The sequence below is a fragment of the Paraburkholderia silviterrae genome, assembly GCF_004353915.1.
GTDB classification, from domain to species: Bacteria; Pseudomonadota; Gammaproteobacteria; order Burkholderiales; family Burkholderiaceae; genus Paraburkholderia; species Paraburkholderia silviterrae.
In genome coordinates this window covers 108,939-126,596 of sequence record NZ_SMRP01000015.1, presented here as the reverse complement: position 1 = coordinate 126,596, position 17,658 = coordinate 108,939, and the positions used below count along the sequence as shown (strand labels likewise).

The window sequence follows — 17,658 nt, the reverse complement described above, 5'->3', positions numbered from 1 at the left end:
CAGGTGCAAGATTGCGGACGCCGATCTCCGGATTGACACGCGCCTCGCTGCTCGCGAGGCGCTCCGACTCCGGCTACGCCGCTACACCGAGCGCCCGCCGTCGACGGGCATATCGATCCCGGTCAGGAATCTGGCCACGCGAGATCAGCCTACTGCTTCGTGGGCGAAGGGACGCCCTCACGATATGTGTAAATCGTGATCGGCGAATGAAGCAAATCCCGATTCCCGTCGAACTGGTAGTGTCCTGAAATGCCCTGAAAATTGGTATCGACGAGCGCGGCGCGATACTTCTCCGGGTCGATCGAGTTGGCCTTCTCCATTGCCTGCGCAACGAGGTTCATCCCGTCGTAAAGCGCCGCGCTGTACGTCAGCGGGTCGGTCGCGAAGCGCTTGCGGTAGTCCTCCATGAATTGCCGGCCTTCAGGCGTTTGCGCGAGCACCGGCCCGCCCTGCGGACAATACACGCGCTCGTCGACCGCATCACCGCCGAGCTTGCCGAGTTCCGCGTTGCAGATCGCGTCGCCCCCCATCAGGTAGCCGTTCATGCCGAGCCGCTTCATCTGCCGGCGCAGCGCGCCCGCCTGAGCGTAATAGCCGCCATAGAAGATGGCCTGCGCATTGGCACCCTTGATGCGCGTGAGAATCGACATGAAGTCCGTCGCCTTGTCGGTCGTGTATTCACGATCGACGATCTGGATTCCGTTGGCCTTCGCCGAGCGGACGAATTCGTCGGCGACCCCCTGCCCGTATGCGGTGCGATCGTCGACCACGGCGACGCGCGTCACCTTGAGCTGCCGCGCCGCGAAGTCGCCCATCCGGCTGCCCAGTTGCGTGTCGCTGGCGGAAATCCGGAATACGAACGGATAGCCGTGCTGCGTGATCGACGGATTCGATGCGACGGTCGCCATCACGATGCTCGCGTTGTTCACGAGGTTCGAGATCGGAATCGCGACGCCCGAGTTGAACGGCCCGAAGATGACCTTGACGTTCGCATCGAGGAGATTCTGCGCGACCGTCATGCCGGTGCGCGGATCGCCGGCGTCGTCCTGCGAATCCAGCTCGAAGTGCGTTTTCTTGCCGCCGATCACGAGACCGCGTGCGTTCAGGCGTTCGATCGCGAGCCGCACGCCGTTCTCGTCGTCCTTGCCGATTGCCGCCTGCGAGCCGGTCAAGGGTCCGGTAAGGCCGATCCTGACAACCTGCTCGTCGCCTGCAACGGCGTAAAGCGACGCCAGCCCGAGTACCCCGGCCGCCATCAGCTTCATGCATGTTTGACGTCTGTTCATCATCGTTTCCCCCTTCAGTCGCAGGTTGCTGTCTTCGCCAGCGCGAAAACAATTCTGGCCAGGCCATTTCCTCAATAGAATGCTCAATGTCCCCAATATGCTTCGACACTTTCCGAACTAACTGAACGCACCGACCATGAAGCTCCAGGACACCGATCTCAAACTGCTGCGCATCTTCGAAACGATCGTGCAATGCGGCGGCTTCGCGGCCGCGCAACCGATCCTGAACATCGGCGCGTCCAGCATCAGCGAGTACATGGCGCAGCTCGAAACGCGGCTCGGCATTCGCCTGTGCGAACGCGGGCGCGGCGGCTTTCGCCTCACCGACGACGGCATCCAGCTGCACGAGGCGGCCCAGCGGCTGCTAGGCGCCGTCGACACGTTCCAGATGGAAGCCGGCGCGCTGCGCAATCAACTTCAGGGCGCGCTGCACTTCGGAATGGTCGAGGCGATCCTCACGGATCAGCACTCGCCACTGCCGGTCGCGATTCGCCATTTCGGCCGCGCCGCGCCCGATGTCCGTCTGCAAGTGCAGATCGAGACGCCGGGCGACATGGAGCGGCACGTGCTCGACGGCCGCCTGCATCTGGCGGTCGGCCCGTTCCCGACGCAGATCGCCGGGCTCAACTACACGCCCCTCTACCGCGAGGAGCAGGGGCTCTATTGCGCGGCGACGCATCCGCTCAGCGAGCACGCACACGAACGCATTCCGATCGGTGCGCTGAGCCAGTACCGCCTCGCCGCGCGCGCCTATCTCGGCACCCAGGAGCTGAAGCTGCTGCGCATGTCGCATGCGTCCGCGCTCGTCGACAACGTCGAAGGCCGCGCGATGCTGATCCTGTCCGGCAACTACATCGGCTTTTTGCCCCCTCACTACGCGCGGCCCTGGGTCGACAGCGGCCTGCTACTGCGCGTCGACCCCGAACACTACGTCACGCATCTGGAATTCAGCATCATCATGCGCAAAGGCGTCCAGCCCGCGCGCGTCGTGCAGTCGTTCTATGAGCATCTGCTCGAGGCCGCCGCCGAGCTTGGCGGGCACCGCGCCCGCACGCGCAGGAAAGCGGCCACCTGAGCCCGGCTGCACCGCGCGCGACACGACCCGCGCGGTCCGCCAGGCCCGCTCAGCGCAAGCGGCTGCGCTTGAGCTTGCGCTGATGCATCACCCGGCCGATCGTGTTGAGCAGCAACTGGGCCGCGAGGACCGACGTCGATCCCGAGTGATCGTAATCAGGCGCCACTTCAACGAGATCGATACCCACGACGTCGCCCTGCTCCGCGAGTCCGGCGACCAGCTCGAGTCCCTCGTAGTACAGCAGCCCGCCGTGACTCGGCGTGCCCGTTCCCGGCGCGATCGACGGGTCGAAGCCGTCGATGTCGATGGTCAGGTAGTAGCGAACGCCTTTCGGGATGCGATCGAGCACGCCCTGGATGCCTAGGCGGCGAAGCTGCCGGACCGAAATGATGTCCGAGCCCATCTGCCGCGCCTGTTCGTAGCCGTCGCGCGCCGTCGACGACACGTTGCGGATGCCGATCTGCGTCATGCCCGACACCACGCTTTTCTCCGCGGCACGGCGCAGCGGATTGCCGTGACCGTGACGCACGCCGTGCCGCTCGTCGACGAAGTCGAGATGGGCGTCGATGTGCACGATGTGAAAGGGCGCCTGCCCTTCGAACGCGTTGACGCAGGGAATATTGATCGAGTGATCGCCGCCCATCACGACCGGCAGCGCACCGGCGGCCAGGATCTTGCGCACGCCGTACTCGATGTTCGCGTGGCTCTGTTCCGTGTCGGTGTGGACCATGTCGGCGTCGCCAATGTCGACGATGCGCACCTCGTCGCTCGGCAGGTAGACGACGTCGTCCTCGAAGTCGTATGCGCCGCTGTGGCCGAACGAAAACAGCGTCGACGCTTCCCGAATCGAGCGCGGACCGAAGCGCGCGCCCGCGCGCCACTGCGTGCCGCAGTCGAACGGAGCGCCCATCACCGCGACGTCGGCGTCGATCGCGTCCCAATCCAGGCACAGCGGCGATTTCGCGAAGGTGCAGATGCCGACGAACGGCAAATCGAGTCGCCCATTGTCATACCGGTTCCCGCCCATGTTGCTTGCCTCCAGTGTTGTCAAGGTCGAGTTTAGGCAAGGAGTCAGGCCGGTAAAACAGGACATTGCAGAAGCGTACTTCGGAGATTTCCGAACCAAGCCGGAAGGGATTCCTGGCCTCGCGAAACGTGCATTCGCTATTGAATTGCGCGCCCCGAACGCCGACACTTGCAACGTTGCCCCACCGTGCTCGCGGCTTTGCCCGCGCCCTTCACCTGCATCGGAGACCAGATGAACAGCAATGTGCAGTCCTTGCTGCGCGGCCTCGAGATCCTCGACGTTCTCGCGGACGCACAGGACGGCAAGGCCAGCCTGTCCGACGTCACGCGGCTCACCGGCCTGTCGCCCAGCACCGTTCACCGGCTGCTCACGACGCTCGTCGACAACGGGTACGTCGGCCGGGACGGCGAGTCGCGCTCATACGTGCTCGGCAACCGGCTGCTGCGTTTTTCCCCGACACTGAAGCGAAGGACTTCCGCCCTGCGCGAGCTCGCGCACCCGAGGCTCGAAGCCATCACGCGGCAAACTGGCGAGACCAGCAATCTCGTGGTGCTGGACCGGACCGTCGCGGTCTATGTCGATCAGGTGGAAGGCACGCATCCGCTGCGGATGGTGCCCGGTGTCGGCGCGACGTTTCCCGCTTACACGTCGGCGTCGGCAAAAGCGATCCTTGCATGGCAGCGCGATGGGCGCGCGCTCGACCTGATCTTCGAGAAGGCTCCGCTCAAGCCACTCGCCGGCCAGACGATCACGGACCGCGGAACCTTCGCGCGCGACTTGAAGGCGACCGTCGCGCGCGGCTACGCCCTGGAGCAGGATGAGCTCGAAGATGGCGTGAGCTGCATTGCTGCCCCCATACGCGGCCAGGATGGCGTCTCGATCGCCGCCATCAGCGTGCCGGGGCCGACACCCCGCGTGTTGTCGCCGAACGCCGAGCGCATCGGCAACCTCATCAGGGAGCAGGCCCTCATGGTGTCGAGGGCACTCGGATACCGGCCGCGCTGAAGCCTGCGCGTGTGCCCCGCTGCGCTTAGCTGCGCGTGGCACCTGCGCGCGGCGGTTTCGAAGCGCCGGCCAGCCCTCGCGCCATTGCGCGGGCGGCCAGCGCGGCGGCCACCCACGACAGGACCCGGCGGGCCGCGCGGCGCCACCGCGCGGCCGGGCGCGATGCGTGTAGGCGGCTTTGGCCGCTCTTGCGCTCACGCCTCGACATCGATCCCGACCAGAGGAAAATCGCCGGACCCTTCGATCAAACGCCACCGGCTTTCGCCCGCGAGCGGCACATTGATTTCCGCTGCCAGCCGGCCCGTCTCGAAGGCGAGCGCGCCTTCGCGCCAGGGCAACGTCGAGAGCTCGACGATGCCCCGCCCGTTCACGATTCGGCCAAACGACGCTTCGAAATCGAGGAAAGCCTCGATCTCGTCGCGCTGCGCCGAGCCGAGCGCGATCTTGCTGCGTATGCGCACCGCAGGCGAAGTCGGCAGCGCGCGATCGCGCATGTAGACGAAATACTCGCCCGCCACGCACAAGTACGCCTTGCGGCGCTCGGCATCGTCGCCGATCCGCGTAAGCGCGAAGCTCGGGCCAACGCTATCGGGCAGCCGATGCCACAACTCGTAGTAGTCGGTTGCAATGCCGATTTCCTCGACATCGTTGCCGGCGAACACCATGCGGCCGAAATCGTCCGTGTCGCGCAGGCGGTAATCGATCTGACGAAGCCAACGGCACACTTCCCCCTCGACGGTCGTCACGCCGCAAAATGCCTCCTGCTCGAGCAGCGCGGCCAGTTGCGCGTCGCTGCATTCGCGGATGCTCCGCACTCCTGAGAAGTCGGGACGATTGGCCGGCACGCGGATATCCGCGTGCCACCTCGGCGTCTGGAGCCAGTACACCCGCGTCGTCAAATCCCACGGGGACGTGCCGCGCCGGAGCTTCGAGCGCCGCCATACGCCCACATAGCGCTGCGCAATCGGCTGATTCATCGTTGTGCCTCCTCTATTTCCTTGCTCAGCGCGTCGGCGATCCGCTCGACGTATTCGTCGAAGAGCACGCGCCCTTTCTCACGCGTGGCGCCCTTCGCCGGCGACAGCACGCCTGAAGGCGGCACCCACTCCTGTCTTGCCGGGTGTACGTCGTAGGGCGGGAAAACCGCTGCGGGGTCGTCGACGAGGCAGTCCATGCGCACCAGCTCCGGAAACACCTGCAGCCCCATCGACGTCTCCAGCACCGCCGCATGCTCCAGCGCGTAACCCGGGAAGCCTTGCGGAAAGCACCTGTCGAGCGTCGCCGCCGTGGTGAACTCCCAGTAGTCGAGGCGCACGACCTTCAAGTCGTTTATCCCTGCGGCGCGCAGCTCGCGCAACGCCAGCTCGATCCCCTCGATCGCGAAAAACGCGTTTTCGCAATGTCCGTTCACCACGGCCACGCGACGCACGCCGTGACGCGCGAACTCCCTGATGACGTCACGCACGATCGCCGTCAGCGTTGAGCCGTCGAGACTCGTCGTCCCCGGAAAGTGGTTGCCGCCGCCCATGCGCGGCTGCGACTTGTATCCGTACGCCACCGGCGGCGCCACGACCGCCGGGATACGCTCCGCGATCGCCTTGCAGATCGCGAGCGGCAGCAAATGATCGGTTCCCATCGGCAAATGGTGTCCGTGCTGCTCGAGCGCGCCGAGCGGCAGCAATACCATGAGCGGCCCGGTCTTGACGCGGCGCTGGTATTCGACCCACGTCATTTCCGCCATCATGTTGGTCGTCATGCATTTTCTCCGGAATGCTAACTGTCTTGCGGAAATGCCTCAGTAATCGTGGCCGCGCAGCCAGTCGATGTAGTGGCTGAACCCCGCCTCCAGCGACCGTGATGGCCGGTAATCGAGCTCGCGCGCGGCGGCTTCGATATTCCACGGCCCCTGGCGATCGAGGTGCCAGAATCCCGGCCCGATCCGGATGTCCGCGCCGGGCAGCTGCTTCTTCACGAGCGCGACCATCTCGCGCATCGAGCAGCGCTCGCCTCCCGTAATGTTGTAGACGCAACCTTTCAGATCGGCCGCGCGGCTCGCGAGAATGGCGGCTCGCGCCACGTCCTCGATGTGAATCAGCTGGAACTGATGGTCCGCACCGGTCTCCATCGTGAACGGCTTGCCGGCCAGCACGGCTTTCACGATGTCCCGCGTGATTTGCGGCATCTTGTTGCCGGGGCCGTACACTTCGGACACGCGCAGCGACACCACCTCCATGCCATACAGGTCGTTGTAGACCTTGCCGAACAGCTCGGTGGCCACTTTCGTCACGCCGTAGGGCGTCGTCGGCGACAGCTTCGAATCTTCGGTGACTTCGCCTTCGATGTGCCCATAGACGGTCTCCGAGGAGAAGTTGACGAGACGCCGGATGCCGGCGAGCCGCATCGCCTCGAGCAAATGCACGGTGCCGTCGATATTGGCCGCGACCGTCGTCAGCGGCAACTCGATCGACAAATCCGGATGCGACATGGCGGCGGTATGAATGACGGCCGTCACGCCATATTTCTGGATCGTTTTCACGATGCAGGGAATGTCATAGAGCTCGCCCTGCACGCAGACGAGATTCTCGCGGTTGATCTCCGCGTAGTCCCGATTGAAAGACACGACCTGGTGCCCCGCATCCGTCAGTTGGGACACGATATTGCGGCCCACGTAGCCCAAACCGCCTGTCACCATCGTCACGCTCATATTCTCTCTCCAAGTGGTGTCTCTGCTTGCGGCCAGCGTATCGTTGGCCGCCATTCGACGGGTATGTGCCGCAAATGCGGCAACCTGTGCGGCTGTCCGTCAACCGGCCGCGCAGGAAAGCTGTCTGAACCCCAGCGCCTGTGACACGTGTAGCGCGTGTTTTTTCAGCAAGACGCCAAGGCGCTCCGGTGCCGGTTCGAGCACGCGCTGCGTCGGCCCCGGTACGCTGATCGCGCCTAGCGCAACGCCGTTTCTGCCGCGTATGGGCGCGGCAATGCAACTGACCCCTTCCGCCAGTTCGCTTTCCTCCACCGCGTACCCGTGCTTCACGACAGCCGTGAGCGCCGCGACGAAGTCGCGCCGGTCTGCAAGCGTATGCGCCGCGAGCTTGATCCGCGGCTCCGCCGTGAAGACCGCGTCAAGCTGGGCATCGTCGACCTGGTACGCCAGGATGGCTTTCGCCGACGCCGAGGTGTACGCGGGAAAAATCGACCCGATGCCGGGTACCATGCGCAGCGCGTGCGTGCCTTCGACCTGATCGATGTAGACGACGTTTTTTCCGTCCAGCACGACCAGATTGCTGGTCTCCCCCGTCTCGGCCGTGATGGCCTCGAGATGCGAGCGCACGAGGCGCCGCAGATCCGACGTGCGCCGCCTGACCGACGTCGAGAAATGCACGACGCGATGTCCGATCACGTACCCCTTCGAGCCGGGTTCGCGCCCGGCGTAGCCGCGCTCGACCAGCGTCGACAGCAAGCGATGAGCCGTGCTGGGCGACAGCCCGGTGCGCGCCGCGATATCCGCAAGGCTCGCAAGCCCGTCGGGCGAATCGGCCAGCACATCCAGAATCGTCAATCCGCGCAACAGCGCCTGCACTCCGGCAATCTTCGCAGTCACATCGCCTCCCGTTCCGTTCGCCGCGACCGTGTCCAATCCGTATCAAATGGCCGTGCCACCGTTCGGGCTGACGACCTGCCCGACCATGAAGCTGCCACCGGGGCCGGCGAGAAATTCGATGACCGCCGCAATTTCGTCGGGCTGCCCGAATCGCTTGAGGGGAACCTGCTCGCGGGTCGCGTCGTTGAACTCGACGGTGTCATGGACGAGCATGTGCGTCTCGACAGGCCCCGGCGCGACACAGTTGACGAGAACATTCGCGGGCGCGACTTCCTTCGCGACGGCTTTCGTCAGCGCGATGACGGCGCCTTTCGACGCGCAGTACGACGCGTAACTGGCGAAGCCGATCAAGCCGAGCTCCGACCCAACGTTCACGATCCGGCCGCTACGGCGGCTCACCATGCCGGGAAGCGCCGCGCGGATCGCCGCGAACGTCCCGCCGAGATTGACCGCCATCGTGCGCTCGAAGCGCTCCCACGATTCGTCCGCGGTCGCGACCGAATGCAGGATTCCTGCGTTGTTCACCAGCACATCGAGACGGCCGAACCGCGCCTCGGCTTCCGCGATGAATGCTTCGACCTCCCGATGATTCGCGACGTCCGCCTGAAACAGCAGCGCGTCGCCGCCGAATTCGCGTGCGAGCGCGGCAACCTCTTCCAGCGCGTCCTTCGAATTCTCGTAGTTGAGGGCCAGCAATGCGCCCTGGCGTGCAAAACGCTTCGCCGTTGCGAGGCCGATGCCGCGTCCTGCTCCTGTCACCGCCACCACATTCTTCTTCATCGTCGTGCTCCAAACGTTCGTCGATTTCCCGTTCTCATACATGGGCGGCGCTTCGGTGCCGGTGCAGCCGCATAAGCCACGTCAGCCGCGTGCACACCGGCGTGCGCCGCCGGTCCCGCCTCAAGCCATGCTGCGCTTCCATCGCGCCGACAGCAGCCAGCACGCAATGCCGGCGGCGATCATGACGCCCTCTCCCACCAGATACTGCGATTCCTGCGAATAGAGCGCGAAGCCCGTGAAGCCGATCACCACGACGGGCGGAATCGGCCAGAGCTTCATGCGGAAAGGGCGCTCGACGTGCACGTGCGATTTGCGTGCGTGCAGTGCCGCGATCCCGACGCAGAAGTACACGGCGGCCGTCATGGTTCCCGAGAAGTTGAGCAGCCAGTCCAGATGGCTGAAGAAGCACAGCACGCAGGCGGGCAGCGCGAGCGCCACGACGGCCCCTGCGGGCACCGCGTGACGATTGAGCGTGCCGATGCACCGGTTCACGCTTGCTGGCCATGCCTGGTCGCGGCCCGTCGCATACGTTGCTCGGCCGAAGTACATCATCAGCGAAAGCGCACCGTTGAACAGCGCGATGATGACGCCGAAATCGACGATGTACTTGGCCCACGGTCCCATCACGCTTTCCACGGAGTACAGGACCGGCGATGGCGCTTTCAGGAAAGCGACGAGATCGGGCGCAGCGACGATCGCCGCGAGCAGCGGAATGATGATCGTGATCGAGGCGATGACGGCCGACAGGACGACGGCCTTGCCGATATTCTTGCGGCCCCCCTTGAGTTCCTCCGCGAACCCGAGCGAAGCGTCGTATCCGTTGATCACGTTGAATGCGGGCGCGAGGGTCGCAAACATGGCGACCATGCCGACGGCGACCGTGCCGTTGCTGGCGGCGTTCAGCGTCACCGGATGAAACACGATATCGCGCAGGCTCTGGTGCACGTGCGTGAACCCCGCCACCGTCACGATGCCGAGCACCGTCAACTCGACGAACACCATCACGACGGTCAGCCACGCGCCGATTTCCACCCGCGTGGTCCCGACGTAGGCGGCAAGCGCGAGGGAAGCGCATGCGATGACCGTGTCCGGAACCGGCAGCCCCGGCCAGAGATCGCGCGCGAACTGCGCGATGCCGAGCCCGATCGAGGCGGGGATGATGACGCCCTGCAGCAGGTAGTTGAACTTGGTGATCCAGCAGACCGGCGCGGGCAAGACCTCCTTGACGAGCGTGTACATCCCGCCAGCGGACGGAAACATCGACGCCAGCTCGGCCAGGCACAGCGCAATGAGGACGACGATGCCCATCATGATGATGTTGACGCCCGCCGCGAACGTCCCGCCCGCGGTAAACACGGCCGCCGAAAGCAGCATGACGGCCATGGTGGGCGATACGTCGGCCATCGCCAGCCCGACGACGTGTCCGGTCGACAGCCGCTCCTTGAGCACATGCCCTGCGTGCGCGATCGTTTCGACGGCATCGATGGCTGATACGGCCGGTTGATTCGATAACTCGTTTTCCATTTCGATCTCCTGAATTGCCAAGAACACGTTTGCGAAACCGGCGTCTGCCGGATCAAATGTCAAGCACGAGACAATCAGATCGGGCGCGGGAGCAGCACGGCATGAAGAGGCGCCCGCCCGCCTTCTCCGCCGCACTGAGATAGCTGTCCCGGTGATCGATCTCGCCTGCGAGCACCGTCGTCACGCAAGCGCCGCAAACGCCCTGTTCGCAGGAGAACGGGATGTCCACGCCGGCGCCTTCCAGCACGGACAGGACCGTCTGGTCCGGCGCGATCTCGAAGGTCTGTCTGGAACGCGCCAGGGTCACGGTGAATGGCCGGTTCGTCGCGCCGTTCACCGGCGGCGCGGCAAACCGCTCGAAGCGGATGTCGTCGTCATTCCAGCCGCGCACCGCGGCCGCCTCGCGCAGCATCTCGATGAATCCGTTTGGCCCGCAGACATAGAGCTGCCGGTCGCCGGCCGGCCGTGCGAGCATCGTGTCGACGGCGGCCATGTCGGTGCCGTCGGGACCGTTCACGTGCACGTGGAAATGGCGCGCGAGCGGCGTCGAGGTAATCCTGCGCCGGAACGCAATATGCGATTCGGCGCGCACGAAATAGTGCGCCTCGAACGAGCGGCCACTGGCGGCAAGCGCCTCCGCCATGGCGAGAATCGGCGTAATCCCAATCCCCGCCCCGACCAGCACATAGTGCCCTGCGTCGCCGAGCTCAAAGAGATTGCGGGGCCCGCCGACCGTCATGCGCTCGCCTGGCAACGCGCGCTCGTGGACCGTGAGCGATCCGCCACGCGAGTTCGGCTCGCGCAATACGCCGATCTCGTAGACCTCCCGTTCACCCGGCGCATTGCACAGGGAGTACTGCCGCACGAGCCCGGGGCCAAGATGCAGATCGATATGCGCGCCGGCGTCGAAGTGCGGCAGCGGTCTCCCGTCGGGCCTGGCCAGTTCCAGGCTGATGATCCCCGGCGCCTGCTCCTCACGCCGGATCACGAGCAATTCCATCGTCTCCATGTCCACCTCGCTTGCGCTCTTTTCTCGCGTCGCCCCGGCGGCGGCGCGGCTCGCTATCTCACTGCGCCGCTGCACCGCTGCGCCGCCGTCATCCCGCCAACTACGCCACACGCGCCTGCGCCTCGTTCGGCGGGTAGGTATCGTGCAGACGTGCCGCGATATAGCGCTGGATGCGCCATACGGGTTCCTCGAGATGGCTCAATCGGCCACGCACGGCACGCGACGAATTCATCCCGCGCTGCACCGCGGTGTTCACCTGCATGTCCTGACTGTGAAAGTCGGAGAGCATCTTGCGCTCGGTGACGAGCGCCTCTTCGTAGCCGGGATCCTGCATGGCCTCCTTCGAAACCAGCGTCATCGTCTTGACGCGGCTGCGCTGTGCGGAGATCGGCTCGACCCGGTACCAGAGCACGCGATCGCGCATCGTCAAGAACATGAAGGTCGGCATGCCGAGGTACAAACCCCACTCCGTCTCCTGCTCGAGCGACAGTCCCTCGATCGGCTTGAAGCCGGGCAAGCGCGGGCCGCCCGCCCGCTCCGCCTTCACGCGCTCGATCTCCTCTTCCCGGAACGGCAAATGGCAGCGGATGAAGTTCGGATACGAAACATCCGTCCACGTCGTGCGCGCCGGCATCGTCAACTGCAGCGTGTCATGGTGGATGCCCATGTGGTGGTAGGACTCCATCCAGTTTTCACAGAGCACTTTCCAGTTGAAGTCGCAGGTCCAGTCCAGCTCGATCACGACCTCCATGTCCGCGGTGTTCCACGGCGCGACGATCCGGGCGAACGGTTCGTACTGCTCGGCAAGCGGCGGCGCCTTGCCGTCCAGATTGACGAACACGAACCCTTGCCACACTTCGCTACGGATCTCGGCGAGCTTCCAGTCGGCCTTGTCGAACCCCTCCGCCTCGTGCATTTCCGGACATGCGCTCAACTTCCCGTCCAGCGTGAACGACCACGCGTGATACGGGCAAACCAGACGCTTCGTCACGCCTTCGCGCGCGACGTCGAAGCATTCGTGAAGGATGTCCGTACCGCGATGCGGACAGACGCGCGACAGCGCGTGAATCGCACCGGCCTGATCGCGCGTGACGACGATTGGCTCGTTCAGGACATCGACCGCCGCAAAGCTGCCGGGGGTCTTGAGCTGCGACACGTGCGCAACGCACAACCAGCCCGACGACAGCACCTTGTCGGCCTCGTGCTCGAAGTAGCGCTGATCGACATAGGCCTCGCGGGGCAGCGTTTGCGAGCGCTGGAGCGGAAGGCTGGCAGTTCTGGCGATATCCGCGATGGTTTCGCCGAGGAACGCCTCGCGCTCATCCCCGGCAGCTCCCCTTGCATTGACCACATGAATGCAGCTTTCCTTCATTTTGCACTCCTTTAAATTTAATCGGCTCCGCCCCGGCGGGACGGGATGACCAGATGAATCACTTGCGGGTATCGTCAGGCGGATACGTTGCCACGTCGATGGGTTTCGTATATTGCGGAATGAGGTCGACGCGCGTGGAATATCGCTGCTCGCGATGGACGCGCTCGACATGCGCTGCAATCTCTTCCATCGGCGCGAACCAGACGCCGCCCCGGTCGAGCACGCGTTCGAGGAACTCGACGAAAACATCCCAGCGCGCGAGCCGGCCCACCACGAACGGATGCAGCACCGGCGTCCAGATCCCGCCGTGCTTGTAGGCCGCGTCGAATTCCTGCGCAAAGATCTCGAATCCGTTTCTGGGCGAGCGGATCGGCATCATGTAGTCGAGGTCGAACGACTGCACATACTGGGGCCAGTCGTCGATTCCCCAATGCACCGGCAACTCCACGAGCCGTTTGCCGGTCGTGCGGCTTTCGAGCTGGTACGGGATGTCGTCGCCCATCAGGGACGTGTCGTATTTGAAGCCACGCGACAGCAGCAGATCGAGTGAATCGTCCGAGAAGTTCGACAGGGGCGCCCGCCAGCCACGCGGGCTGGCGCCCGTCGCCCGCTTGATGATGTCGATACCCAGATCGAGCCAGTAAGCCTGCTCCTCGCGGGACTGCCCAAGCGGATTCTCGTGGAGGTAGCCGTGGTGACCGATCTCATGGCCGTGCTCGACGATCAGCGCCACCGCCTCCGGATACCGTTCGATGCACCAGCCCGGAATGAAGAAGGTCTGGCGAATGTCCAGCCGCTTGTACGACTCCACGATCCTTGGCACAGCTACGCATGGCCCGTATTGCAGCATCGAAAGACCCGCTACGCGCTTGTGTCCGTCGGCCGGATGGGCGAGGTGGATCAGGCTGTCGGCATCCATGTCGAAGGTCAGGCATGCCGCGCAGCGCGCGCCATTCGGCCATGGAATCGGGTTCTTGATCATCTGCGCCTCCTCGTCGAGTTCGTGAGGCAAGTGTGCGTGCCCAAATTGCACGGTTCAATATGCAGATTCCACGTAGCGGAATTCTTGCGAAATTTATCGCCCGCCACGCGAGGGCCAGGAATCGCGGCCACCACGCCGCATGAAACGCCGTCCTGCGAGGCCGGCCCACGCAACCCGTCGCCGATCGCGCTCATGGCGAGCCGCTTCGGCCCTCACCGAAGTTCACTTCGGTCAATATCTATTTTTTCAAAATTCCTTGCGACGCAGAATGGTCTTTCGTCTCGCATCGCTTCAGGTCTGGCGCACATTGCGAGGCGCAGCGCCACACGCGTCGTTTGCACCAAACGGCGACCACATGAGGGGTACGCAATGCAACGCGAGAATCGCCATCATCCCGATGCCGAAGTGCGGGCAGACAAAGCCTGGAGCATCGAGCAACATGCCATCGAACCGATTCCCCCGGCCGACCGCCACGGCACGCCGGCCGAGTTGTTCAAGATGTGGCTTGGCGCCAACATCAACTATGTGGTCGTCGTCACGGGGGCGCTGGTGCTCGCCCTGGGACTTTCCGTCTGGCAGGCGCTGGGCGCCATTCTCGTCGGCAACGTGCTCGGCTGCGCGGTGCTGGGGCTGACGACCATCATGGGTCCGCGCACCGGCACCTCCGGCATCATGACCTCGCGCAGCGCGTTCGGCCAGCTCGGGTCGTTCCTGCCGAAGTCGCTGAGTCTCGTCTCCGCGCTGAGCTGGTTCTCGATCAACTCCATTGTGGCGACCCAGGCGCTCGAAACGCTCCTGAAGCTGACCGGCTGGCACGGGCACGGCGTCATATGGGTCTCGCTCGCGATCATCCTGGCCGCGGAGATCCTGCTGGCGATCTTCGGCCATGCGACGATCATTGCGGCAGAGAAGTGGATTGCGGTCGTGCTGGCCGTGCTGTTCGGCGCGCTGGCGGCGTTCGTCGCGCCGCACGTGGACTTCGCGGTGGCGTTGGCGGGCCGCCAAAACGGCGCATCGTTCGGCACGTGGCTGATCGCGATGGGCATCGTGTTCGCCTATCCAATCAGCTGGTGCAATTTCGCTTCCGACTACAGCCGCTACTTCCCGTCCGAAACCAGCTGGAAAAAACTCATGCTGGCCTCGGGCGGCGGCCAGTTCGTCGCGCTCGTGTTCTGCGAAGTGATCGGCGTGCTCTGCTCGACCGCGCTCGGCGGCGCATTGGGCGACGATCCCGTCAGCCAGCTCTCGAGATTTCTTCCGACCTGGTTTACCGTGCCGCTGCTGGGCGCAATCATCCTAGGCGGCATCGCCGTCAACGTACCGAATGGATACACCGCGGGACTGGGACTGCTTGCGCTGCGCATTCCGATCAATCGGGTGACGTCGCTGACGATCATTGCGGTATTTACGCTCGTCGTCCGCGTAGTGACCGTGTACTACGGGCAGTTCTACGATCTCTATCAGGGCTTCCTGAACTACATGGTCTTCTGGACTGCACCCTGGGCCGCCATCGTCATCGTCGACTACTTCCTGCGCAATGGGCGCTACCGCACCGACGCATGGATGCAATGGGGAAGCGGCGCTTACTGGTACCGCCACGGCATCTTCTGGCCAGGCGTAATAGCGCTGGTGGCCGGAACGGCAGCATCCGTGCTCTTCTCGAACTCGACGACCTATGTCAGCCCGCTCATGCGCGACTATCTCGGCTGGGGCGACCTGAGTTTCGAATTCGGCCTGCTTTTCGCCGGCGCGACCTACTACCTGCTGGCGCGCCAACACCCCGCCCTTCGCTGGGCGTCGCCCACGGAGCGCGCGTCCACCGACACGCAGGCACCCCTCGTCTGAGCGGGCCGCGTGCCCACCCTTCCATAAAAATTTCCTTTAATGGATAAACGCAACATGATCGACAATCCGATTCCCTGGCCCAACGGTGCGCGCTGCGCGGCATGCCTGACCTTCGACATGGATGCCGACAGCCTGATTCATCTCGAGCATCCGGCGGACGCTCACACGCGCGTATCGGCCATTTCGATGCTGCGCTACGGGCCGAACATCGCGGTGCCGCGCATCGTCAACACGTACAAGCGCCTCGGCATCCGGCAGACCTTCTTCGTGCCGTCGTGGTGCATCGAGACTTATCCCGCAGCGGTCGAAGCGATGCTTGAAGGCGGCAACGAAGTCGGCCATCACGGCTATCTGCATGAAAATCCCGCCACGCGCGACGCGGACGATGAAGCGTATTGGCTCGATCGCGGTATCGACGTGATCGTGCGCGCGACCGGCAAGCGGCCACGCGGCTGGCGCGCGCCGCTCTATAACTTCTCCAATCACTCGATCGATCTGCTACTCGAGCGTGGTTTCTCGTATGACGCGTCGCTGATGGGTGCCGACATCCCCTATCTGATCGAAAGCCGCAAAAGCGGCCGCACGCTCGTCGAACTGCCGTCGCACTGGGGACTCGACGACTGGCCCCAATATGTGCATTCGATCGACCTCGACTACACGATGCCGGTGCGGGCGCCGCACGCTGGACTGCAGGCGTTCATCGAGGAGTTCGACGCGTGCTTCAAGTATGGCGGCCTGTGGGTGCCCGTGCTCCATCCGTTCGCAACGGGTCGTCTTGCCCGATGGGATGCAATGGCGCAATTCATTGAAGGCCTTGTCGCAAGAGGAGACGTCTGGTTCGCGCCGATGGAGGAGATTGCGGCTCACGTGAATCGCGTCGTCGCGAACGGAGAATGGGTGCCCATGCGCGAGACCATTCCGCAATATGGCGGCCCACTCGATGTCGCACGCGCAAAGTGAGGGCTGCAACGACCAGCAATAGTCGGTCACGGGGCGGTGGTGCACATTGCGGGGGGCGAGCGACGAAGCCGAAATCCTGGATCCGCTGCATGGCGCGGCATGCAGATGAGCCTCGATACGCCAGAGGGCAGCTTCGGTCAATTCAGTTCTGGTAACACTCGCTGCGCCGCCCCGCGCTGCTCCTTTCAGGGTATAGTGAACCACCCCCTGTGGAGTGACCATCATGGCGACACAACCGCTTCTTCTCTACAAGGGGTACGAACTTCATCCCCTTGTCTTCGCCCGCACGTTCAGCCGCTTCGACGGACATTCCCGTTACGCCGAAGGGTATGACGTTGCAGTACGAATCTGCCGCCCCGGCGCGATAGCGACCTCTTCCGAAAGCCGTGTTTTCAGGCTGAACCAAGCCAACGCATTCTCCGACTTCGGTATGGCAAGACGTGCCGCCCAGCAGCAGGGAAAGGACATCATCGACGGCAAGGTGAGCGGAGTTTCGGTCATCGACATGTGAAAGCGCAACTGGCGTGCGGCATTGGCTGACTTCGTAACTCGATCCCTTTATCCGTTAGCCGAACGGAAAAGGATCGGCAACGTCAAGGAAGTTCCATGAATTTATTCGCCATCCTTGTTAATCGCCATGACGATGATTTATGCATCTCATCGCATTTACTATACGGCGACTCATCGTGAACACACAACGAGAGGAGTTGCTGTGTCTGCTGCGCGATGCCTATATGTGCGGACAAGGCGCAGCGCAGCTACTCGCGGAGTTTCTCGAACATCACCCGGACAGCGCGCAAATATCCGCCGTGATTGAAGCGTTTCTGGCGAAAACGCTCGAACATCAACGACTGCTCGCCGAGTGCCTTGCACGGATCGAGGAGAAAACCGAGGTCCCGCAGCCGAAGACGAACGATGTTTCGAGGGTGCCAAGCCCCGAAGAGCGGTCCACGGGTGATGTGCCTCGCGATTTGACCCATTTGCGCGCACGCATGCTTCAGGAAATAACGCTCTATTCTTCCGTGATTGCAACCGCCGAGGCCAGCGGCTTGTTCGAAACGAGGTTTGTTTGCGAAGGCGTTCAGTCAGACAAATCGTCGATGGCGGCATGGCTTGAGGTGTGCACGTCGTCGAACGAAGAACCACGGCCCGCGTGATCACGATGTGCGGAAGGGAGACGTCATGGTCCCGA

17 protein-coding genes are annotated in these 17,658 nt (G+C 63.8%); 6 read left to right on the top strand and 11 right to left on the bottom strand.

Features of this window, described 5'->3' with window-relative positions:
• Nucleotides 1-149: 149 nt before the first annotated feature.
• The gene (locus EYW47_RS25785) at nt 150-1,286 is read right to left on the bottom strand and encodes a branched-chain amino acid ABC transporter substrate-binding protein (RefSeq protein ID WP_133197721.1); all 1,137 of its coding nucleotides are present in this window, start codon (nt 1,284-1,286) and stop codon (nt 150-152) included.
• Nucleotides 1,287-1,422: 136 nt separating this feature from the next.
• Here EYW47_RS25785 and EYW47_RS25780 point away from each other — a divergent pair, with 136 nt between their 5' ends.
• Nucleotides 1,423-2,361, top strand: a complete 939-nt coding sequence (locus EYW47_RS25780) for a LysR family transcriptional regulator (RefSeq protein WP_133197665.1) — start codon at nt 1,423-1,425, stop codon at nt 2,359-2,361.
• A gap of 49 nt (nt 2,362-2,410) precedes the next feature.
• Here EYW47_RS25780 and speB read toward each other — a convergent pair whose 3' ends face one another.
• Complete coding sequence (gene speB, locus EYW47_RS25775) at nt 2,411-3,388, bottom strand: agmatinase (RefSeq protein WP_133197664.1); 978 nt, start codon at nt 3,386-3,388, stop codon at nt 2,411-2,413.
• Nucleotides 3,389-3,619: 231 nt separating this feature from the next.
• On the opposite strand from speB, the gene EYW47_RS25770 reads away from it, so the two are divergent.
• On the top strand, nt 3,620-4,393 hold the full coding sequence (locus EYW47_RS25770) for an IclR family transcriptional regulator (RefSeq protein ID WP_165976676.1): 774 nt from the start codon (nt 3,620-3,622) through the stop codon (nt 4,391-4,393).
• A gap of 194 nt (nt 4,394-4,587) precedes the next feature.
• Here the strand turns inward: EYW47_RS25770 and EYW47_RS25765 are convergent, their stop codons facing one another.
• The 9 genes from EYW47_RS25765 to EYW47_RS25725 form a co-directional block, all read right to left on the bottom strand.
• On the bottom strand, nt 4,588-5,370 hold the full coding sequence (locus tag EYW47_RS25765; RefSeq protein WP_133197662.1) for a hypothetical protein: 783 nt from the start codon (nt 5,368-5,370) through the stop codon (nt 4,588-4,590).
• Complete coding sequence (locus tag EYW47_RS25760; protein WP_133197661.1) at nt 5,367-6,149, bottom strand: creatininase; 783 nt, start codon at nt 6,147-6,149, stop codon at nt 5,367-5,369. Before EYW47_RS25760 ends, EYW47_RS25765 begins: the two co-directional genes overlap by 4 nt.
• Nucleotides 6,150-6,188: 39 nt before the next feature.
• Nucleotides 6,189-7,097, bottom strand: a complete 909-nt coding sequence (locus EYW47_RS25755; protein ID WP_133197660.1) for an NAD-dependent epimerase/dehydratase family protein — start codon at nt 7,095-7,097, stop codon at nt 6,189-6,191.
• A 99-nt stretch (nt 7,098-7,196) separates the two neighbouring features.
• Nucleotides 7,197-8,030 carry an IclR family transcriptional regulator gene (locus EYW47_RS25750; RefSeq protein WP_133197659.1) on the bottom strand — a complete coding sequence of 278 codons (834 nt, stop codon included), beginning with the start codon at nt 8,028-8,030 and terminating at the stop codon, nt 7,197-7,199.
• 6 nt (nt 8,031-8,036) lie between these two features.
• Nucleotides 8,037-8,774 carry an SDR family NAD(P)-dependent oxidoreductase gene (locus EYW47_RS25745; protein WP_133197658.1) on the bottom strand — a complete coding sequence of 246 codons (738 nt, stop codon included), beginning with the start codon at nt 8,772-8,774 and terminating at the stop codon, nt 8,037-8,039.
• Nucleotides 8,775-8,894: 120 nt separating this feature from the next.
• The gene (locus EYW47_RS25740) at nt 8,895-10,298 is read right to left on the bottom strand and encodes an APC family permease (protein ID WP_133197657.1); all 1,404 of its coding nucleotides are present in this window, start codon (nt 10,296-10,298) and stop codon (nt 8,895-8,897) included.
• Between the two features lie 52 nt (nt 10,299-10,350).
• The gene (locus tag EYW47_RS25735; protein ID WP_133197656.1) at nt 10,351-11,307 is read right to left on the bottom strand and encodes a PDR/VanB family oxidoreductase; all 957 of its coding nucleotides are present in this window, start codon (nt 11,305-11,307) and stop codon (nt 10,351-10,353) included.
• A gap of 100 nt (nt 11,308-11,407) precedes the next feature.
• Nucleotides 11,408-12,679 (bottom strand): aromatic ring-hydroxylating oxygenase subunit alpha, encoded by a 1,272-nt coding sequence (locus EYW47_RS25730; RefSeq protein ID WP_165976675.1) that lies wholly within the window; start codon nt 12,677-12,679, stop codon nt 11,408-11,410.
• 58 nt (nt 12,680-12,737) lie between these two features.
• A complete protein-coding gene (locus tag EYW47_RS25725; protein WP_133197654.1) occupies nt 12,738-13,661 on the bottom strand; it encodes a polysaccharide deacetylase family protein in 924 nt (307 codons plus the stop codon).
• A gap of 369 nt (nt 13,662-14,030) precedes the next feature.
• Between EYW47_RS25725 and EYW47_RS25720 the strand changes: the two genes are divergently transcribed.
• From EYW47_RS25720 to EYW47_RS25705, 4 genes are all read left to right on the top strand, one after another.
• Nucleotides 14,031-15,506, top strand: a complete 1,476-nt coding sequence (locus EYW47_RS25720; protein WP_133197653.1) for a purine-cytosine permease family protein — start codon at nt 14,031-14,033, stop codon at nt 15,504-15,506.
• Between the two features lie 54 nt (nt 15,507-15,560).
• Nucleotides 15,561-16,466 (top strand): polysaccharide deacetylase family protein, encoded by a 906-nt coding sequence (locus EYW47_RS25715; RefSeq protein ID WP_133197652.1) that lies wholly within the window; start codon nt 15,561-15,563, stop codon nt 16,464-16,466.
• 223 nt (nt 16,467-16,689) lie between these two features.
• On the top strand, nt 16,690-16,977 hold the full coding sequence (locus tag EYW47_RS25710) for a hypothetical protein (protein ID WP_133197651.1): 288 nt from the start codon (nt 16,690-16,692) through the stop codon (nt 16,975-16,977).
• Nucleotides 16,978-17,152: 175 nt separating this feature from the next.
• Nucleotides 17,153-17,623: a DUF892 family protein gene (locus EYW47_RS25705; RefSeq protein ID WP_205710157.1), complete on the top strand. Its 471-nt coding sequence runs from the start codon at nt 17,153-17,155 to the stop codon at nt 17,621-17,623.
• Nucleotides 17,624-17,658 lie beyond the last annotated feature (35 nt).